We start from the raw sequence: 15,963 nt of genomic DNA, 5'->3' as shown, positions 1-15,963 counted from the left end.
ATCGCACTGCCCCGTTTCTCAAAATCGTATGGGCCTGCCATGAGCAACACGATGACTCACAGGTCTCGTTTGGTTTGTTCCGTTTCTACAGAAGGAAATTTCCTATGCTTAAGGGCTTTAAAGAGTTCATCATGCGCGGCAACGTCATCGACCTGGCGGTCGGTGTTGTCATCGGTGCTGCGTTCACCGCAATCGTCACTGCTTTCACCGACAGCCTGCTCGAGCCGCTGCTGAACACCATCGGTGGCGCAGAGGTCACTGGCCTTGGCTTCGAAATCATCAGCGGCAACCCGTCGACCTACCTTGACTTCGCAGCTGTCATCACCGCAGTCATCAACTTCCTGCTGGTCGCAGCGGTTGTCTACTTCGTCATCGTTGCTCCGATGAACAAGTTCAACGCGATGCGTGAGGCTCGTCTGGAGACCTCCGCTGAACCGGAGGTCACCGAGGCTGACCTGCTGACTGAGATTCGTGACCTGCTGGCAGAGCAGAACGGCAAGCCGAAGACGGAGCTGAACTAGCCTCTAGCTGCTAGTTGCGAGCTTCCGATAAGAAGCTAACTAACGCTTTTTACACAGCGCTCATCCCCAATGGGGTGGGCGCTGTTTTGTCCAGTAGTCCGCATCAAAATCACGAGCATCCTCCGGGGATTCATCGTGATAGTGCACTGTGCGCGCAGTTTTCGCACTGCGTGACTGGGCAAAGTTTTTCGCCGGTGCACCTGCGCGACGACGTTGCCTACGGCTGCCACTGCGCGGCGCGGCTTGCTCTTGCTCTTGCTCGGGCTGATTGGGATGTTTGGCGTCGCCCATTCCTAGACGCTCCAGCGGCAGAGGTCATCAAGCACATGTGAGACCAGCGGGAGAATTGTCGCCATGCCATCGCGCACTGCAGCGCGAGACTCCGCGAGATTGACAATCACTGTCTGACCGGACACACCGGCCAAACCGCGGGACAGCCCCGCATCCAAGGCGCCAGCTCCCATACCGGAGTTACGAATAGCCTGCTCGATGCCCTGCAGCCGCACATCAAGAACCTTGCGAGTGGCATCCGGAGTCTTCGCACGAGGACCAACTCCAACACCGCCCACCGTGACGACCAAATCTGCGCCACCGACAACAGCGGTATCTAGAGCCTTCCGGATCTCACGCTTGACTGCACCAGTGCTGACCACGGCATCGACCGAGTAGCCGTCTTCTTCCAACAGCTCAACCATGAGCGAAGCCGCACCATCCGGGTTCTCGAAATGGTCCCCCACGAGGACAACGAACGCATTTCGGACCTGGCCGTCGTCGTTGATAAGACGCTCCATCTCAGCGAGGTTGACGTCACTTGGCTCAGTACTCACGGTTTCGCTCATCTGCTCTATCTCGCTTTCTCCCACAGCTTTTCACTCGAAGTTTCACTCGAAAACTCTTCTACAGATGGTGAGGTACTCACTCCACCACGCTGCCTATCAATCCTGGGCTTCTGCCAAGGTGACATCGACCGTTCGCTCGTTGCCGCCTCGCTCATCTGTAACTGTAAGTGTGACAGAATCCCCGATCCGATGCGACCGAATAGCCGCAATTAGTGCAACGCCGTTGTCAAGTGTGCGGTCATCAACCTTGGTAATCAGGTCACCATCTTTCAGACCCGCCTTATCAGCTGGGCCACCTGGCGTTACTTCTCGCACCAGTGCACCACGTGCAATCGGACGCGAATCGATCTGGGCACCAATGACAGGCATCCGCGCCTTGCCGGAATCGATCAGGTCTTCCGCTATGCGACGAGCCTGATTAACCGGAATTGCGAAACCAAGGCCAATGCTGCCCGCCTGTTCCGATGCCTCACTGTTAGAGGCAATCACGCTGGGCACACCGATGAGGTTGCCTTCCATGTCCACTAGCGCTCCGCCGGAGTTACCCGGATTAATCGCCGCATCGGTCTGGATTGCATCAATGACCGAGGACTGACCGTCTTCACCAGCGGCGGTCACCGGACGGTTCTTAGCGGAGACAATGCCCTGCGTAACAGTGGAGGTCAGCCCCAGTGGCGAACCAACGGCCACCACTTCCTGGCCAACCTGAACCTGCGAGGAGTTGCCCAGCGAGATTGGGCGCAGCCCGTTAACACCTTCAATTCGAATAACGGCAATATCCGTAGCCGCATCCCCTGCAACCAGAGTTGCCGGGTGCGTGGTGCCGTCGGAAAGCAGGACTTCCATATGTGCGTCCGGACCCGCGCCTGCGACGACGTGATTATTCGTCAGCACCAGACCGTCGGACGACAGAATGGAACCTGACCCCGACGCCGTGCCCCGCTCCGAGGCAGTGGTGATGGACACGACACTGGGAAGGACCTTCTGCGCGACCTTCTCCACGGACCCCTCAGCTGCTGCTACCTGACGGGTTTCCGCAGGCTTATCCAGCGCGTTATCCGCGGGGGCCGACGACTGCGAGTTGTGAACTACCCATGCGCCGACACCGCCACCGATACCGGCCGAGCACAGCATCAGGGCAGCGACTGCCAGCGCCCCCATGCCCTTAGCCCCCTGGGCACCCTTGGTCTTCTGCTGATTGGCCGCAACGTCCCACTCTGAACCGCCTCCGTAAGCGCCGTTCGGCTGAGACGGGATGGTGTTGTAGTGGGAATTCTCCCAGCCGCGCTCATTGACAGAAAACTGGTTTGTCTCACCAGCATCCCCCATGGCACGGTTCTCGCTGAAGTTGTGAGATTGCGAGGAGTAGTGTCCCCGCTCATCTCCCCGCGAGGAATCGTTGAAAGAGTTGCTCATACGTAATACCTTGCACTGTCTGTCTAACAATTGGCTGAGAGCAGTCTGCGGTCTCGCCGATAATTCCCCGAATGAAACACCGAATCCCCGCCACGCACTTCCTTAAAAGGCCGCGTGCAGCGGGGATTACATCAGCTTTGACGTGGGGTTATGCGTTTCTAGCTAGGCTCTTGAGCTGAATCGGAGTCGTCACCTTTTCCGCTGTGCGGACTGCCCGGCAGCGTTACTCGCATCAAGGCACCGCCATCATCGGACTCATCGGCAGTAATCGTACCCCCGTGGCGGACGATGACCGACTTCACAATGGCCAAGCCCAGGCCGGATCCAGGCATCGACCGCGACTGAATGGAACGGTAGAAACGCTCGAAGACCTTGTCTCGATCTTCCTTCGGGATACCTGGCCCCGAGTCCGCCACCGTGAATTCAGCAACAACCTCGCTGAGCGGCGTCAGACGAACCCGCACGGTGCCATTTTCTGGCGACCACTTTGCAGCATTGTCCATCAAGTTCAAAACTGCGCGACCAAGACCCGCCGAATCCCCGTAGACATACCACGGAGCTGTCTGCACATCGAAGGTAATATCCGGACGACGACGCTCAACACGCGCCAGCGACGTGGAAATGATTTCGTCGACATCGACATGCTCAATAACCTGTTGCGGGCCATCTTCGCGTGCCAGATCAACCAAGTCACCGACCAACGTCGACAACTCTTCCAACTGTGCGATGACGTCAGCTTCCAGATCCGCGCGATCTTCATCCGAGATTGCCGCTCCCGAACGGGAGGCCATCATCAGCAGTTCAATATTTGTGCGTAACGACGTCAGCGGAGTCTTCAACTCATGACCAGCATCTGCAACCAGCTCCGCCTGCTTAATGCGCGACGCTTGAAGTGCAGCCAACATCTCATTGAAGCTGCGGGTAAAGCGTGCAAGCTCATCGTCGCCCTCCACAGGGATTGGGCGCAGCTCGTCGGTTTCCGTCACTCGCTCCGCAGCAATGCGCAGCCGAGTGACCGGGCGCAGACCCGTTGTTGCCACCGTAATACCTGATCCGATTGCGAAGAGGATTCCGATAGCAGAGATACTCAGCAGCACTGCACTGAGCGCTTTCAAGACCGACTGCGTCGAGCTCAGATCCTGAGAAAGGATCAGCGTCGCACCGTCTTCGGAGCGGACGGCGTATACACGACGGCCGTTGTACTCATCGGTGCGAATCGATTCCTGTCGATTCCCCCGCAACACCGCAAGTTCGGGGCCACCAATAGAGATTGAGCCACCGCCTTTGCCCGCCACACTGCCGTGGGCAAAGTACACCGCGTCCAAATCGGGGTTCAGAATCCTGTTCGAGTCCGCTTCAAAGGAGGGGCCAATGGCAAACTCCGAAGCGTACGGTGACATCAGCAGCTTTTCCGCCTGGCTACGGAGGTTACTGTCCACCTCGCGGTATAGCGCTGCCTGCACAGTAAAAAATGCAGCCAGCGTCATCAGCCCCACCGACATCGCCACAATGAGCGCTGTCAGAATAGTCAGCCGCCAACGCAGCGAAGGGATACGCGAGCTCCGCGGCAGGCCGGGAAGCGATTCCCCTGCCATCGTCTCAGTATTCGCGGACTTCTCTTGCTTACCGACGGTACCTTGCCCCGGATTGGCCTCCGTGGCAGAACGCTGATTTGATTGCACGCCACCGCCGGTCGAACGACGACGGCGCAACATCACGGTGCGGTCTCCCGCATCACATAACCGACACCACGAACGGTGTGAATCAGACGCGGCTCTCCCTCTGCCTCCGTCTTGCGACGCAGGTAGCCAATGTAGACCTCCAGCGCATTGCCGGACGTCGGGAAGTCATAGCCCCAGACATCCTCCAAAATGGCGGTACGGGAGAGCACACGCCGCGGGTTGCTCATCAGCAATTCCAGCAGCGCAAATTCTGTACGAGTGAGGCTAATGCGGCGTTCACCGCGGAAGACCTCACGAGTTTCCGGGTCCAGGGAGAGATCCTCAAACTGCAGAGTTGCGGCATCCTCCATCGCAGGCACTTCCAGAGCAGAACGACGAAGTAGCGAACGGACACGAGCGAGCAGCTCTTCCAATGCGAAAGGCTTGGGCAGGTAGTCATCTGCACCGGCATCAAGACCAGCTACGCGCTCGGAGACCGAATCACGTGCAGTCAACATCATGACCGGCAAATCATCGCCTTCGCTGCGAAGCCGACGGCAAACATCGAGGCCGTCGAGCTTCGGCATCATGACATCCAGAATGGCTAAATCCGGACGATCCTTGGCGATCTTTTCCAAGGCCTCTGCGCCATCCTCAGCGAGCTCGACCGTGTAGCCATTAAAAGTCAACGATCGCCGCAACGCTTCGCGTACCGCTTGATCGTCATCAACTACCAAAATCTTCATACTGCCCATTGTGCCTTGAAAATATAAGGTGAGTGTAAATGTGACACAGATTCTTCGTGAGAGAGCTCGCAAAAACTGGGCCATACAACTGAAAAACCTCACCCCATCGCCGAGTACAAGCGATGGGGTGAGGTTTAAAAAGCTCTTTATCAACTGTTCCTTACGCACTGAACGCACTCTGGGCTCGCGAAGCGCTTCGCGGTTCAGCGAGGAACGTTGTCAGCATCCTAAAAGACGCGTGTTAGAACTTCTCGACGTCAACCAGGCCGAGCTGAACAGCCTTGGCGATGCGACGAGGAACGTTGTAGACGCGGCCGTTTACCTTGACTTCCTGGAGAGCGACGTTGTTGCTCTTCCACTGGGAACGGCGAGCGCGGGTGTTAGCACGCGACATGCGACGCTTTGGTACTGCCATTTTCTTATTCCCCTCCTATTCTTAGTTCTTCTTCGCGCGGCGAATGCGGTTACCGTAACGGCGCTGGAACTTCTCGACGCGACCAGCGGTGTCCATGACACGCTGAGCACCGGTCCAGAACGGGTGCGACTCGCTGGTGACGTCAACGACAATCAGCGGGTACTCGTTACCGTCTTCCCACTCGACAGTGCGGTCGGAGGTGGCGGTGGAACGGGTAAGGAAAGAGTGACCCGTGCCTGCGTCCTTGAAAACCACCGGGTGGTAATCAGGATGGATGTCCTTCTTCATTAATTCTCGTTTCCCTCAGGATTGAACTTCAGGTCGCTTTCCCCCAGCTAAGAGTGAGAGAATCGTGCCTGAGTTGGGTACGAACACGACTTACAATGACACGCACCGGGTCAATATTTCTATAAACCGGCATGTGACACTCGAGGGATTTTACAGGCTCGAGCCCGAAAATTAAAAAAGGGCCCTGCACTAACGCCCGTCGACAAGCACGAACTCTATGACGACACTCGAGAGTCGCACCGAGAAAACCACAGTGGAACAGCGATTAGGTTATCCCGCAACTCGTGTGTAAACTATTCTCTCGCTGTTGTCTAGTTATTCGTTTACGCGCTCAGCGTCGAGTGTCAGTGGGCAGCGCCCCGGAAAAGGCCAGGTGGATTCCTCGGTTATTCAATAGTCCGGCGTGGCGCACCAGTGATGTCGGCATTGGGCGGCAAGGAAGCAAAGGAATCCCTATGTCGGCGATTTGCCAGGTTACGGGACGCAAGCCGTCTTTCGGCAAGACCGTGTCCCACTCCCACCGGCGCACTTCGCGCCGTTGGAACCCCAACGTGCAGCGTAAGAAGTTCTACCTCGCCTCTGAGGGGCGTCACATCACTCTGAATGTGTCCCCGAAGGGTCTGAAGACCATCGACAAGTACGGTATCGAGGCTGTTGTTGCTCAGATTCGTGCACGTGGGGAGAAGATCTAAAAAATGGCACGTAATGACATTCGTCCAATCATCAAGCTGAAGTCCACTGCGGGCACCGGTTACACCTACGTGACCCGTAAGAACAAGCGCAATACCCCGGACCGTATCACCATTAAGAAGTACGATCCGGTTGTCCGCAAGCACGTCGAATTCCGCGAGGAGCGCTAATTCATGGCTAAGAAGTCCAAGATTGCCAAGAACGAGCAGCGCAAGGAAATCGTCGCTCGTTATGCAGAACGTCGCGCTGAACTGAAGCGCATCATCAAGTCCCCGCACTCCACTGACGAAGAGCGCATGGACGCACAGTACGAGCTGAACCGTCAGCCGCGTGACGCGTCCCCGATTCGCGTCCGCAACCGTGACGCTGCAGATGGTCGCCCGCGCGGCTACCTCCGCAAGTTCGGTCTGTCCCGTGTCCGCGTTCGTGAGATGGCCCACCGTGGCGAACTCCCGGGCGTCCGTAAGTCCAGCTGGTAAGTCGAGGAGCACCAATGAAGCGCAATCACTCTAACAAGAAGGCGCGGATGGAGCAGTCCCGCCGCCCGAAGAAGAACCCGCTCAAGGCCGCAGGCGTTGAGAAGGTTGATTACAAGGACATTAACCTGCTCCGCCAGTTCATCTCTGACCGTGGCAAGATTCGTTCCCGCCGCGTCACCGGTCTGACTCCGCAGCAGCAGCGCCAGGTCGCTACCGCTGTGAAGAACGCCCGCGAGATGGCACTCCTGCCGTTCACCAGCCGCTAAAGATGGCTGGTCGGCGGGAGCCGATCATTCGAACACCCGCCGAAAGGCCTTATTTACGCGCTGGCCGCATGACGATACATGCGATAACAGCGTAAAACGGACTCAGTCCTTCCCCACCGAGGGGATTGGATTGGGTCCGTTTTTTATTGTCTAAAATATGCACTTATGCCCGCTCTCACCGAAATATTCACCGGCTTTGGTTCCGTCGCAGTACTGATCATTGTTGGCTGGTTGTTTGGGCGCAGTGAGATCGTCGATAAGCGGGCATCTTTTACCCTGAACATGGTCGTGTTCTGGATCGCGATGCCGTGCATGCTCGCGCACACTCTCGCAACGGCGGATTCGGCGAGCGTCTTCGGTTCGGCGTTTGGTGTCGCGGCACTGTCGGCGCTTGGCACGGCGGCGTTCTACCGGATTTTTGTGGCGCCCATGTTCAAACAGCGCGGCGCCGATGCTGTGGTCGGCGCGATGTCGTCGAGTTACAACAACGTCGCTAATCTCGGCGTGCCGATCGCTGTCGCAGTGCTTCACGACGCTACCGCCGTCGTCCCTGCCCTTATCTTTCAGATTGCCTTCTATGCGCCCGCTTCCATGACCGTGCTGGAAATCCTCACTAACCGCGGTCATTTCCGACCGCGCAATGTCATCATGGCACCGCTGAAGAACCCTATTTTTCTGGCGGCGGTGGCGGGGCTTGCGATTAATGCGTTTGCTATCGACGTACCTCAGTTCGTAGCGCATCCAGTGGGGCTATTGGGGCAGGCCGCGGTGCCAATGGCACTTCTGGCCTTCGGTATCAGCCTGCATGGCATGCCTTTTATGGAAGCCGGCCGCTCCCCTCGTCGCGCTGTCGTGGTGGCGTCTACGCTGAAGCTTTTCCTCCACCCCGCGCTCGCTCTACTGTTCGGCCATTTCGTCTTCGGTCTCAGCGGGCATGCGCTGCTGGCAGCTGTGATTATCGCCGGCCTGCCGACAGCCCAAAACGTCTACACCTTCGCCTCCCGCTTCGGCCGGAACCTTGAGCAGGCGCGCGACTGCGGCGTGATTACAACAATCGCCTGCTTGCCGACGGTCCTGTTGTTCACCCTGCTGTTGAGTTAGGGGACTCTTCCCGACGGCCTGGAGAGAATCTCGTTACCCTTGGAGGCGTGGAGATTCTGAAGACACTTCTCGAGGCCGACCCGTCCGTGCCTCGTTTGACCTGTTATGACGAAACTACCGGCGGTCGTACCGATTTATCGGCCCAAACCCTGGACAACTGGGCCAGCAAGATCGCCAACATGCTGCACGATGAGTTCGACCTCGTCGCCGGAGACCAAGCATGGATTGACTTGCCGTTGATCTGGCAGTCCGCCTGCATCATCCTCGGCTGCGAACGCGCTGGTGTCACAGTTAGCGACGAGGAGCCTCTGGTCGTTTTCACCACGGTCGCCAATGTCAGCACGTGGGAGGAGAAGTTTCCGGACGCCTATATCGCAGTGCTTACCGACGATCCCTTTGGCCGCGGTGTCGTGGAATGCGGTGATGATATTCCACCGGGAGTCATTGACTTTGGTCCGGAAGTTCGTTTCCACCCAGACGCATATCTAGGCGCAGGCCCGGACTCCGACCAAACCCCCGTTATTGGGGAGAAGTCGGCTGCAGAACTGCTTTCATCTGCTGGCGATTATGCGGACGAGATGCAGCTCACGACCGGTTCCCGCGTTGTTTCCGACGGCTGGCTGGTGCCTGATTCTTCACAGGTCACCGCAGATAAATGGGCACGTAATGTGCTGTCGGCTTGGGTTCGTGGAGGTGCTGCCGTCGTCGTGCGCGGTGGCGATAGCGAGCGTGTCACTGCTATTTCTACGGCCGAAAAAGCCCGTGTGATTTAGTCGCAGCTGTCCCGTCGAGAAGCGCTCTAAGTAGTCGCGATAACCTGGAAACCGTGATTACCCGACCATATATTCTTGCGATTCTCGCCCTCATCAACGTCTTGGGTGCACTGGCTGTATGGGATTTGAGCCCGTGGTGGTGGATTCTGATGGCCTTCATCCTCTTCCTGGATGTTGTGGCTATCTATGACATGCTTCAAAAGAAGCACTCCATCTTGCGGAACTTCCCGGTCATCGGCCATCTGCGCTACATGGGTGAGACCATTCGCCCTGAGATGCAGCAGTACTTCATCGAGCGCAACTTCGACGGCGCTCCGTTCGACCGCGATACTCGTACCGTGGTCTACGAGCGCGCGAAGGGGCTGTCCTCGAAGAAGTCATTCGGTACTGAGCGAAAGATTAATGCGCCCGGCTACGAATACGTCCGCCACTCGATGGCGCCGAGCCAGCACGTCATCGAGGATCCGCGCGTAGATATTGGCGGTCCGGACTGCGCCCAGCCGTACTCAGCGTCTATCTTCAACATCTCAGCCATGAGTTTCGGCTCTCTGTCCCCTAACGCTGTCATGGCAATGAATAAGGGCGCGAAGCTGGGCAACTTCGTACAGGACACCGGCGAGGGCGCTATCAGCCCTTACCATTTGAAGTATGGTGCCGACCTCTATTGGCAGCTGGGTTCCGGTTACTTCGGTGCGCGTACCGAGGATGGCGACTTCGATCCGGAGCTCTTCCGTGAAAAGGCTAAGATTCCGCAGGTCAAGGCAACCTATCTGAAGGTTAGCCAGGGCGCAAAGCCGGGACTCGGCGGCATGCTGCCAGGTCACAAGGTCAATGAGGAAATCGCGGCTACTCGCCACGTACCAGTTGGCAAGGGTGTGATGAGCCCGCCGTACCACCGCGTCTACTCCACCCCGCGTGAACTTGTTCGGTTTATGGGCACCATGCGCGAGCTCAACGGTGGCAAGCCGGTCGGTTTCAAGCTGTGTGTTGGCTCCCAGCTTGAGTTCCTCGCCGTGTGCAAGGCCATGCTGGAAGAGAACATCACCCCGGACTTCATCATCGTCGACGGCGCTGAAGGCGGCACCGGCGCTGCACCGCTGGAATACTCCGACCGCGTTGGCCTGCCGCTTACCGACGGCCTGATTCTCGTCCATAACGCGCTCGTAGGTGCCGGTCTGCGAGATCGCATTAAGCTCGGTGCGTCCGGGAAGGTCATTACTGGCTTCGACATTGTGAAGCGCATGTGCATCGGCGCTGACTTTGTGAACTCGGCTCGCGGCATGATGATGGCCACCGGCTGTATTCAGTCTCAGCTGTGCCACACCAACACCTGCCCGGTGGGTGTGGCTACCCAGGACCCGAGTCTGTGGAAGGCCCTCGATGTCGATGACAAGGGTCAGCGTGTGGCCAACTATCACAATGCCACGGTCGCGGAAGCAGCTAGCCTATTGGCATCGATGGGCCTGAATAGCTTCTCTGAGCTGGGGCCGTCCCACCTGCTGCGGCGCACCAATGAGCAGGTCGGTGAGACCTACGCGGAGCTCTACAACTGGCTGCAGCCAGGCGAGCTGCTGAGCGGAACTCGCTTCCACAACTGGGCCGAAGCCTGGGAGACTGCCGACCCGGACACGTTCCACTACCCCGCAGTTCACATGCGCGGGTAGTTCGGGGCTGGTTGCGCGCCCTACTCGCCCATCAGCTTCTTGCGCAGGCGCTCGTCCTTCGCCAGAACTTCATCGCGCATGTTGGCCTGGTAGTTCTCCATCGCCACAATGAGCTCCGGGTAACCGGCCGAGAGAATACGCGCAGCCAGCAGGCCAGCGTTCTTAGCGCCGCCCACACCGACGGTTGCCACCGGAACGCCGCCCGGCATCTGAACGATTGACAGCAGGGAATCGACACCCTCCAGGTTCTCCAACGCGCGTGGCACGCCGATAACCGGCAGCGGAGTGGCAGACGCCACCATGCCCGGCAGGTGCGCAGCACCACCGGCACCAGCGATAATGCAGCGCAGTCCCTTGTCAGCCGCCGACTTTGCGTAGTCAATCATGCGTTCCGGGGTACGGTGCGCAGAGACCACGCCTACCTCAAACGGAATTCCGAACTCAGCCAGCACTTCAGCTGCCGGCTCCATGGTCGGCCAATCCGAGTCCGACCCCATAATCAGGCCAACCAACGGACCGGTTGCGTTGGCCAGCTTCGGGCTTGCCACCTGGTTTGCTTCAGCCAATGTTGTCTCCTTGAGATAGCAATCTAGTTTTTAACAGCGCTGGTTTTATGCCGTGTAGCCGTCTGCCCACGCACCATCAACGATGTAGTCGGCAGCCAAGTTGGCAATTCGACGGGTCTCCGCGATGCCTTCCGGGCTCGCGTCGTAACCACACAGGTTGACGTGACCCAGCTTACGTCCTGGGCGCCAATCCTTGCCGTACCAGTGAATCTTCACCGATGGGAAGCGGCGCCATACCTCAGCAAAGCGCTGCGAGATCGGCACGTCCGAGGCCTCATCGCCACCGAGCGTATTGACCATTACCGTCACCGGCGCAGTCGGTCGCGTGGAGCCCAGCGGCATGTCAGCGACTGCACGCAGGTGCTGCTCAAACTGGCTGGTCTCGCAGCCGTCCTGCGACCAGTGCCCAGTGTTGTGTGGGCGCATAGCCAACTCGTTGACGTAAATCTCCGGATTGCCGTCAGCATCGACGGTTTCGAACAGCTCAACTGCCAGCGCGCCGGTTACTCCCAGCTCGGAAGCGATAGCCACACTGAGCTTTTCGGCCGCGCTCGCAAGCTCGTCGGAAAGCCCTGGTGCCGGGCAGATTGCCTCAACACAGATGCCGTCACGCTGCACAGACTCGAGGACCGGCCAGGCATTGACCTCACCCGACGGTGTGCGCGCACACATGGCTGACAACTCACGAACCAGCGCGACCTTCCGCTCGGCCATCAGCGGCACGTCCTTGCCCAACAGTTCGTCGACAAGCGCGCGCAGATCCTCGCGGTCCTTCGGGAACCACACGCCGTGACCGTCGTAACCGCCACGTCGGGCCTTCAGGCAGACGGCACCGTCAACGCGGTCGAAGAATGCTTCGGCATCCTCGGCGGACTCAATTGCAGCGTAGGCAGGTACCGGAGCGCCCAGTTCCTCCAGGCGCTGGCGCATCAGTAGCTTGTCCTGCGCGTACAGCAGCGCCGACGGCTGCGGCTGAACGGAGTAGCCCATCTCGGTCAGCTTGTTGAGGAATTCGGTGGGAACGTGCTCATGGTCGAAAGTCACGGCCTGCGCACCGGCGACAGCGCGTTCAACATCTTCCCAGACGTGGTAGTCGCCGATGATAACGTCCGCACACACCTGCGCCGCGGAAGCATCCGGCGAACCGGCGAGCAAACGGATGGACTGTCCCAGCTCAATGGCCTCAGTCTGCATCATACGAGCCAGCTGACCGTCACCAATCACCGCTACAACCGGCACGCCATCAGCATGCGCGGGATGCTGCGCAGCGGTTAGCGCTGCAGCGGAATCAGAAGTGGAATTAGTGGGGTTTTCAGGGGTATCCGAAGCAATCACACCCCTGATTGTAGGTTATGACCCAAAATTCTAAGTCAACCGGGAGACCAACTTAGCCACCTTGCGGGAGCTGGGAATATCTTCTACAGCCAGCGGCGGGCCGAAACTGCGGGTGTGCAGATACAGCACGCCGCCCTTGCGATTGACCGCACGTACCGAACGCAGATCAATCGAGACCACCTGCGGGCGCAGAATGCCACGGCGCAGAATAATTCGCCTATCAGTCAGTACAAACCGCTCCCCCAGCCAACTTAGTACCGGACGAACGACGCGCCAGAGAATAAGCCCCAGCCACGCGAAGAGCAGCAGCTGACGCACACCTTGCAAATCTCCCGGAGCAATCGCAGGGCCGTCGATAAAACCAATCAGCAACCAGCAGACGCCCGTGATAACCATGAGTTCCAAGAGCGGCCACACCAGCCGACCAAAAGTTGGATTGGTGTCCAGCAGAATTGCCTCGCGCGTGTCCAACTCATCATCGGGAAAGGTCATACAGCACTACCCCCGCTCCGAATCAGCCTGCGGGGACGCATAGCCGCCGTCAGTGGCACGAACATGGAACACGTCACCGGCCGCAACAAAGTGACTTGTGCCAGCTTCATCGGTGACGATCAATTCGCCGTCGGCACGCACGCCAACCGCCTTGCCCACCAGCACGCGATCCCCCGGCAACTCCACGCGCACGTTCGAACCGATGGTCGCGCACACCGCCTCGTAGTCCCGCAGCAGCTCCGCATCGCCCTTTCGCCACTGCGCTTGACGACGTCCCAGCGCACGCAGCACACCAGCGGAGATGTCGTCGCGGTCGAGGTTTTCCGCTCCCGCCAGGTATAGCGAAATGGCGTGTGGCACCGGCAGCTCATCTTCCTGCAGGGAAACATTGATGCCGATTCCCGGAATGAGAATTGGCGGTGTCAGCGACGCGGCCTCCACCAGAATTCCGCAGAGCTTACGACCGTCAACCAGGACATCGTTCGGCCACTTCAGGGAAACGCGTTCAGGCGCAAGACCCGCAACTTCCACAACAGCATCGACAACTGCGAGGCCCGCGACTAACGGCAACAGACCCAGTTGCTCGGGTGCGAGCCCTTCCGGGCGCAGCAGCGCGCTGAGTGCAATGGACGCACCCTTCGGGGCCGTCCAACTACGACTCAGTCGACCGCGACCTGCGGTCTGCTCCGAGGCGATAAGCGCACTGAGATCTGCCACCTGCCCCAGTGCCGCCTGTTTCCGAAGATCAGCGTTGGTCGAACCAGTGGTTTCGACAACCTCAATGGAATTCCAGCCCGGCGCGGCTGCGCGCACACGCGTGGCGTCAAGAGGCTTGCGGGAAGCAACAATCCTGGGGTTGGTCATGCACAGCAGTCTAGCGCCATGGCCGGATTCACTGAGTCGTGACCTTTCTCAAGAGCTCGACAGCGTGAGAATCATCACAGCTCGCCTGCTTTACTATTTTCCTTCCCAAACACTACATTCCATAACATGACTATTTCCTCACGTTTAGCGGCGGAGCAACACACCACCGCTTTTCTCAATGAAGACCTTTTACGCCGACGCACTGCTGCACTGACTCCGATGGGGTCGCGAGGCTACGACAAGCTCAAACTGACTGAGCGAATGAATGCCCGCGAGCGCATTGACTACCTGCTGGACGAAGGATCTTTTGTCGAATTTGATGCGCTAGCCCGCCACCGCACTACCACATTTGGGATGGAAGCCAAACGCCCCGTGACCGACGGAATCATCACCGGCTGGGGAACCATAGACGGCCGTGAGGTCTGCATCTTCTCTCAGGACGGCACAATCTTCGGTGGTGCACTCGGAGAGGTCTACGGCGAAAAGATGGTCAAGATTCAGGAACTTGCCATCACTACCGGCCGCCCCCTTATTGGCATGTACGAAGGCGCCGGCGCCCGTATCCAAGATGGCGCAGTCTCACTGGACTTTATTGCCCAGACGTTCCACCACAACGTTCGCGCCAGCGGCGTCATTCCGCAGATTTCAGTCATTTTTGGTGCCTGTGCGGGCGGAAATGCCTACTCCCCAGCACTGACGGACTTCGTTGTCATGGTGGAGGAAAACTCCCGTATGTTCGTCACCGGCCCTGACGTAATCGAAACAGTCACTGGCGAAAAAATCAGCCAACACGAGCTCGGCGGCGCCGACACCCATATGGAGATCGCCGGAAACTCCCACTACACCGCCACTAGCGAGCAGGATGGACTCGACTGGGTCTGCGATTTGCTGGACTACCTCCCCAACAACACAACCTCCCCCGCGCCCAGCTGGGATTCCGATGCCAGTGACGAAATCACCGACCTCGATCGCACCCTCGACAGTCTCATTCCCGACAGCCCATCCACGCCGTACGACGTGCATGAAGTCATCTACGCGCTTTGCGACGATGCGGAGTTCCTGGAAATCCAGGAAAACCGGGCAGCCAATGTCGTGATTGGCCTTGGCCGTCTCAACGGTCAATCTGTTGGGTTTGTCGCTAATCAGCCCATGGAATTCGCGGGCTGCCTAGATATCGATGCAGCGGAGAAGGCCGCGCGATTCGTCCGAACCTGCGATTGTTTCAACATTCCACTCGTCTTTCTCGTAGACGTACCCGGCTTTCTCCCCGGTTCAAATCAAGAACACCAGGGAATTCTGCGCCGTGGCGCTAAATTGCTCTATGCGTATGCAGAAGCAACCGTTCCTAAAATCACCGTCACCATGCGCAAAGCCTATGGCGGCGCGTATTGCGTGATGGGATCAAAGGGGCTCGGCGCGGATGTAAATCTGGCTTGGCCGACGGCACAGATCGCCGTGATGGGCGCCTCAGGCGCAGTACGCTTCCTCCATCGTGCCGAGATTCGAACCGCCACCGAAGCAGCTCTCGCAGCAGACCCAGCGGCCGATAGATTTGGCACTCCCGAGAGTGTGAAAGAACTCATTGCTGAACTGGAAATGGGATACGAGCAACACATGCTCACGCCTTATCGCGCCGCCGAACGGGGGTTAATTGATGAAGTCATCCTCCCCTCCGAGACACGAACTCGGGTGATAAAAAATCTGCGCCTTCTAACTTCAAAGAAAGTACCGTGGCCTGCGCGCAAGCACGGCAATATTCCACTGTAAGAGCAGGCTTTTTGCTGTACAACGAGCTAGTCATTACCCCTACTTTTGTTAACAGCGATTGCCCCCCAACTACCTCCCCC

General features: G+C 58.3%; 19 protein-coding genes. 9 read left to right on the top strand and 10 right to left on the bottom strand.

Annotated features, from left to right (window positions below; genetic code table 11):
• The first annotated feature begins 104 nt into the window (after positions 1-104).
• Positions 105-521, top strand: coding sequence for a large-conductance mechanosensitive channel protein MscL (gene mscL, locus QP981_RS02500; protein ID WP_016423268.1), 417 nt, complete (start codon positions 105-107; stop codon positions 519-521).
• Positions 522-814: 293 nt separating this feature from the next.
• Here the strand turns inward: mscL and QP981_RS02495 are convergent, their stop codons facing one another.
• The 6 genes from QP981_RS02495 to QP981_RS02470 all read right to left on the bottom strand — a co-directional run bounded on the left by QP981_RS02495 (position 815) and on the right by QP981_RS02470 (position 5,886).
• Positions 815-1,360 carry a MogA/MoaB family molybdenum cofactor biosynthesis protein gene (locus QP981_RS02495; protein WP_016423270.1) on the bottom strand — a complete coding sequence of 182 codons (546 nt, stop codon included), beginning with the start codon at positions 1,358-1,360 and terminating at the stop codon, positions 815-817.
• Between the two features lie 96 nt (positions 1,361-1,456).
• A complete protein-coding gene (locus QP981_RS02490; protein ID WP_016423271.1) occupies positions 1,457-2,776 on the bottom strand; it encodes a S1C family serine protease in 1,320 nt (439 codons plus the stop codon).
• 158 nt (positions 2,777-2,934) lie between these two features.
• The gene (locus QP981_RS02485) at positions 2,935-4,491 is read right to left on the bottom strand and encodes a sensor histidine kinase (protein ID WP_070429951.1); all 1,557 of its coding nucleotides are present in this window, start codon (positions 4,489-4,491) and stop codon (positions 2,935-2,937) included.
• Positions 4,491-5,183: a response regulator transcription factor gene (locus QP981_RS02480; protein WP_005511429.1), complete on the bottom strand. Its 693-nt coding sequence runs from the start codon at positions 5,181-5,183 to the stop codon at positions 4,491-4,493. The genes QP981_RS02485 and QP981_RS02480 overlap by 1 nt, the downstream gene beginning before the upstream one ends.
• A 241-nt stretch (positions 5,184-5,424) precedes the next feature.
• Entirely contained in the window at positions 5,425-5,598 is a 174-nt protein-coding gene (rpmF, locus tag QP981_RS02475) for a 50S ribosomal protein L32 (RefSeq protein ID WP_005511439.1), read from the bottom strand.
• 21 nt (positions 5,599-5,619) lie between these two features.
• Complete coding sequence (locus QP981_RS02470; protein WP_005511390.1) at positions 5,620-5,886, bottom strand: type B 50S ribosomal protein L31; 267 nt, start codon at positions 5,884-5,886, stop codon at positions 5,620-5,622.
• Positions 5,887-6,341: 455 nt separating this feature from the next.
• Between QP981_RS02470 and rpmB the strand changes: the two genes are divergently transcribed.
• The 7 genes from rpmB to QP981_RS02435 all read left to right on the top strand — a co-directional run bounded on the left by rpmB (position 6,342) and on the right by QP981_RS02435 (position 10,859).
• A complete protein-coding gene (gene rpmB, locus QP981_RS02465) occupies positions 6,342-6,578 on the top strand; it encodes a 50S ribosomal protein L28 (protein ID WP_016423274.1) in 237 nt (78 codons plus the stop codon).
• Positions 6,579-6,581: 3 nt separating this feature from the next.
• Positions 6,582-6,746, top strand: coding sequence for a 50S ribosomal protein L33 (rpmG, locus tag QP981_RS02460; RefSeq protein ID WP_005511413.1), 165 nt, complete (start codon positions 6,582-6,584; stop codon positions 6,744-6,746).
• Between the two features lie 3 nt (positions 6,747-6,749).
• A complete protein-coding gene (rpsN, locus tag QP981_RS02455) occupies positions 6,750-7,055 on the top strand; it encodes a 30S ribosomal protein S14 (RefSeq protein WP_005511414.1) in 306 nt (101 codons plus the stop codon).
• A gap of 14 nt (positions 7,056-7,069) precedes the next feature.
• The gene (gene rpsR, locus QP981_RS02450) at positions 7,070-7,321 is read left to right on the top strand and encodes a 30S ribosomal protein S18 (RefSeq protein WP_005511410.1); all 252 of its coding nucleotides are present in this window, start codon (positions 7,070-7,072) and stop codon (positions 7,319-7,321) included.
• A gap of 165 nt (positions 7,322-7,486) precedes the next feature.
• Positions 7,487-8,422, top strand: a complete 936-nt coding sequence (locus QP981_RS02445; RefSeq protein ID WP_147718946.1) for an AEC family transporter — start codon at positions 7,487-7,489, stop codon at positions 8,420-8,422.
• Positions 8,423-8,469: 47 nt separating this feature from the next.
• On the top strand, positions 8,470-9,195 hold the full coding sequence (locus tag QP981_RS02440; protein ID WP_069359646.1) for a TIGR03089 family protein: 726 nt from the start codon (positions 8,470-8,472) through the stop codon (positions 9,193-9,195).
• Between the two features lie 53 nt (positions 9,196-9,248).
• Positions 9,249-10,859, top strand: a complete 1,611-nt coding sequence (locus QP981_RS02435) for an FMN-binding glutamate synthase family protein (protein WP_048733621.1) — start codon at positions 9,249-9,251, stop codon at positions 10,857-10,859.
• A gap of 20 nt (positions 10,860-10,879) precedes the next feature.
• On the opposite strand, the gene purE is transcribed toward QP981_RS02435, so the two are convergent.
• The 4 genes from purE to QP981_RS02415 all read right to left on the bottom strand — a co-directional run bounded on the left by purE (position 10,880) and on the right by QP981_RS02415 (position 14,116).
• The gene (gene purE / locus QP981_RS02430) at positions 10,880-11,356 is read right to left on the bottom strand and encodes a 5-(carboxyamino)imidazole ribonucleotide mutase (protein WP_284857802.1); all 477 of its coding nucleotides are present in this window, start codon (positions 11,354-11,356) and stop codon (positions 10,880-10,882) included.
• A 114-nt stretch (positions 11,357-11,470) separates the two neighbouring features.
• Positions 11,471-12,760 carry a 5-(carboxyamino)imidazole ribonucleotide synthase gene (locus QP981_RS02425; RefSeq protein WP_284857795.1) on the bottom strand — a complete coding sequence of 430 codons (1,290 nt, stop codon included), beginning with the start codon at positions 12,758-12,760 and terminating at the stop codon, positions 11,471-11,473.
• A 30-nt stretch (positions 12,761-12,790) separates the two neighbouring features.
• On the bottom strand, positions 12,791-13,252 hold the full coding sequence (locus QP981_RS02420) for a PH domain-containing protein (RefSeq protein ID WP_049171313.1): 462 nt from the start codon (positions 13,250-13,252) through the stop codon (positions 12,791-12,793).
• A gap of 6 nt (positions 13,253-13,258) precedes the next feature.
• The gene (locus QP981_RS02415) at positions 13,259-14,116 is read right to left on the bottom strand and encodes a biotin--[acetyl-CoA-carboxylase] ligase (RefSeq protein WP_016423281.1); all 858 of its coding nucleotides are present in this window, start codon (positions 14,114-14,116) and stop codon (positions 13,259-13,261) included.
• A gap of 126 nt (positions 14,117-14,242) precedes the next feature.
• On the opposite strand from QP981_RS02415, the gene QP981_RS02410 reads away from it, so the two are divergent.
• Positions 14,243-15,883: an acyl-CoA carboxylase subunit beta gene (locus QP981_RS02410; protein WP_284857796.1), complete on the top strand. Its 1,641-nt coding sequence runs from the start codon at positions 14,243-14,245 to the stop codon at positions 15,881-15,883.
• The last annotated feature ends 80 nt before the right edge of the window (positions 15,884-15,963 follow it).

This window comes from Corynebacterium sp. MSK047 (genome assembly GCF_030232285.1).
GTDB lineage: Bacteria > Actinomycetota > Actinomycetes > Mycobacteriales > Mycobacteriaceae > Corynebacterium > Corynebacterium jeikeium_D.
Note: the sequence above shows the minus strand (reverse complement) of the source record. Positions and strands in the feature narration are given on the sequence as shown.

Excerpts from the sequence above, each read along its gene's own strand:
- mscL (WP_016423268.1), top strand. The coding sequence starts at position 105 with ATGCTTAAGGGCTTTAAAGAGTTCATCATGCGCGGCAACGTCATCGAC.
- QP981_RS02495 (WP_016423270.1), bottom strand. The coding sequence starts at position 1,360 with ATGAGCGAAACCGTGAGTACTGAGCCAAGTGACGTCAACCTCGCTGAG.
- QP981_RS02490 (WP_016423271.1), bottom strand. The coding sequence starts at position 2,776 with ATGAGCAACTCTTTCAACGATTCCTCGCGGGGAGATGAGCGGGGACAC.
- QP981_RS02485 (WP_070429951.1), bottom strand. The coding sequence starts at position 4,491 with ATGTTGCGCCGTCGTCGTTCGACCGGCGGTGGCGTGCAATCAAATCAG.
- QP981_RS02480 (WP_005511429.1), bottom strand. The coding sequence starts at position 5,183 with ATGAAGATTTTGGTAGTTGATGACGATCAAGCGGTACGCGAAGCGTTG.
- rpmF (WP_005511439.1), bottom strand. The coding sequence starts at position 5,598 with ATGGCAGTACCAAAGCGTCGCATGTCGCGTGCTAACACCCGCGCTCGC.
- QP981_RS02470 (WP_005511390.1), bottom strand. The coding sequence starts at position 5,886 with ATGAAGAAGGACATCCATCCTGATTACCACCCGGTGGTTTTCAAGGAC.
- rpmB (WP_016423274.1), top strand. The coding sequence starts at position 6,342 with ATGTCGGCGATTTGCCAGGTTACGGGACGCAAGCCGTCTTTCGGCAAG.
- rpmG (WP_005511413.1), top strand. The coding sequence starts at position 6,582 with ATGGCACGTAATGACATTCGTCCAATCATCAAGCTGAAGTCCACTGCG.
- rpsN (WP_005511414.1), top strand. The coding sequence starts at position 6,750 with ATGGCTAAGAAGTCCAAGATTGCCAAGAACGAGCAGCGCAAGGAAATC.
- rpsR (WP_005511410.1), top strand. The coding sequence starts at position 7,070 with ATGAAGCGCAATCACTCTAACAAGAAGGCGCGGATGGAGCAGTCCCGC.
- QP981_RS02445 (WP_147718946.1), top strand. The coding sequence starts at position 7,487 with ATGCCCGCTCTCACCGAAATATTCACCGGCTTTGGTTCCGTCGCAGTA.
- purE (WP_284857802.1), bottom strand. The coding sequence starts at position 11,356 with ATGGGGTCGGACTCGGATTGGCCGACCATGGAGCCGGCAGCTGAAGTG.
- QP981_RS02420 (WP_049171313.1), bottom strand. The coding sequence starts at position 13,252 with ATGACCTTTCCCGATGATGAGTTGGACACGCGCGAGGCAATTCTGCTG.
- QP981_RS02415 (WP_016423281.1), bottom strand. The coding sequence starts at position 14,116 with ATGACCAACCCCAGGATTGTTGCTTCCCGCAAGCCTCTTGACGCCACG.
- QP981_RS02410 (WP_284857796.1), top strand. The coding sequence starts at position 14,243 with ATGACTATTTCCTCACGTTTAGCGGCGGAGCAACACACCACCGCTTTT.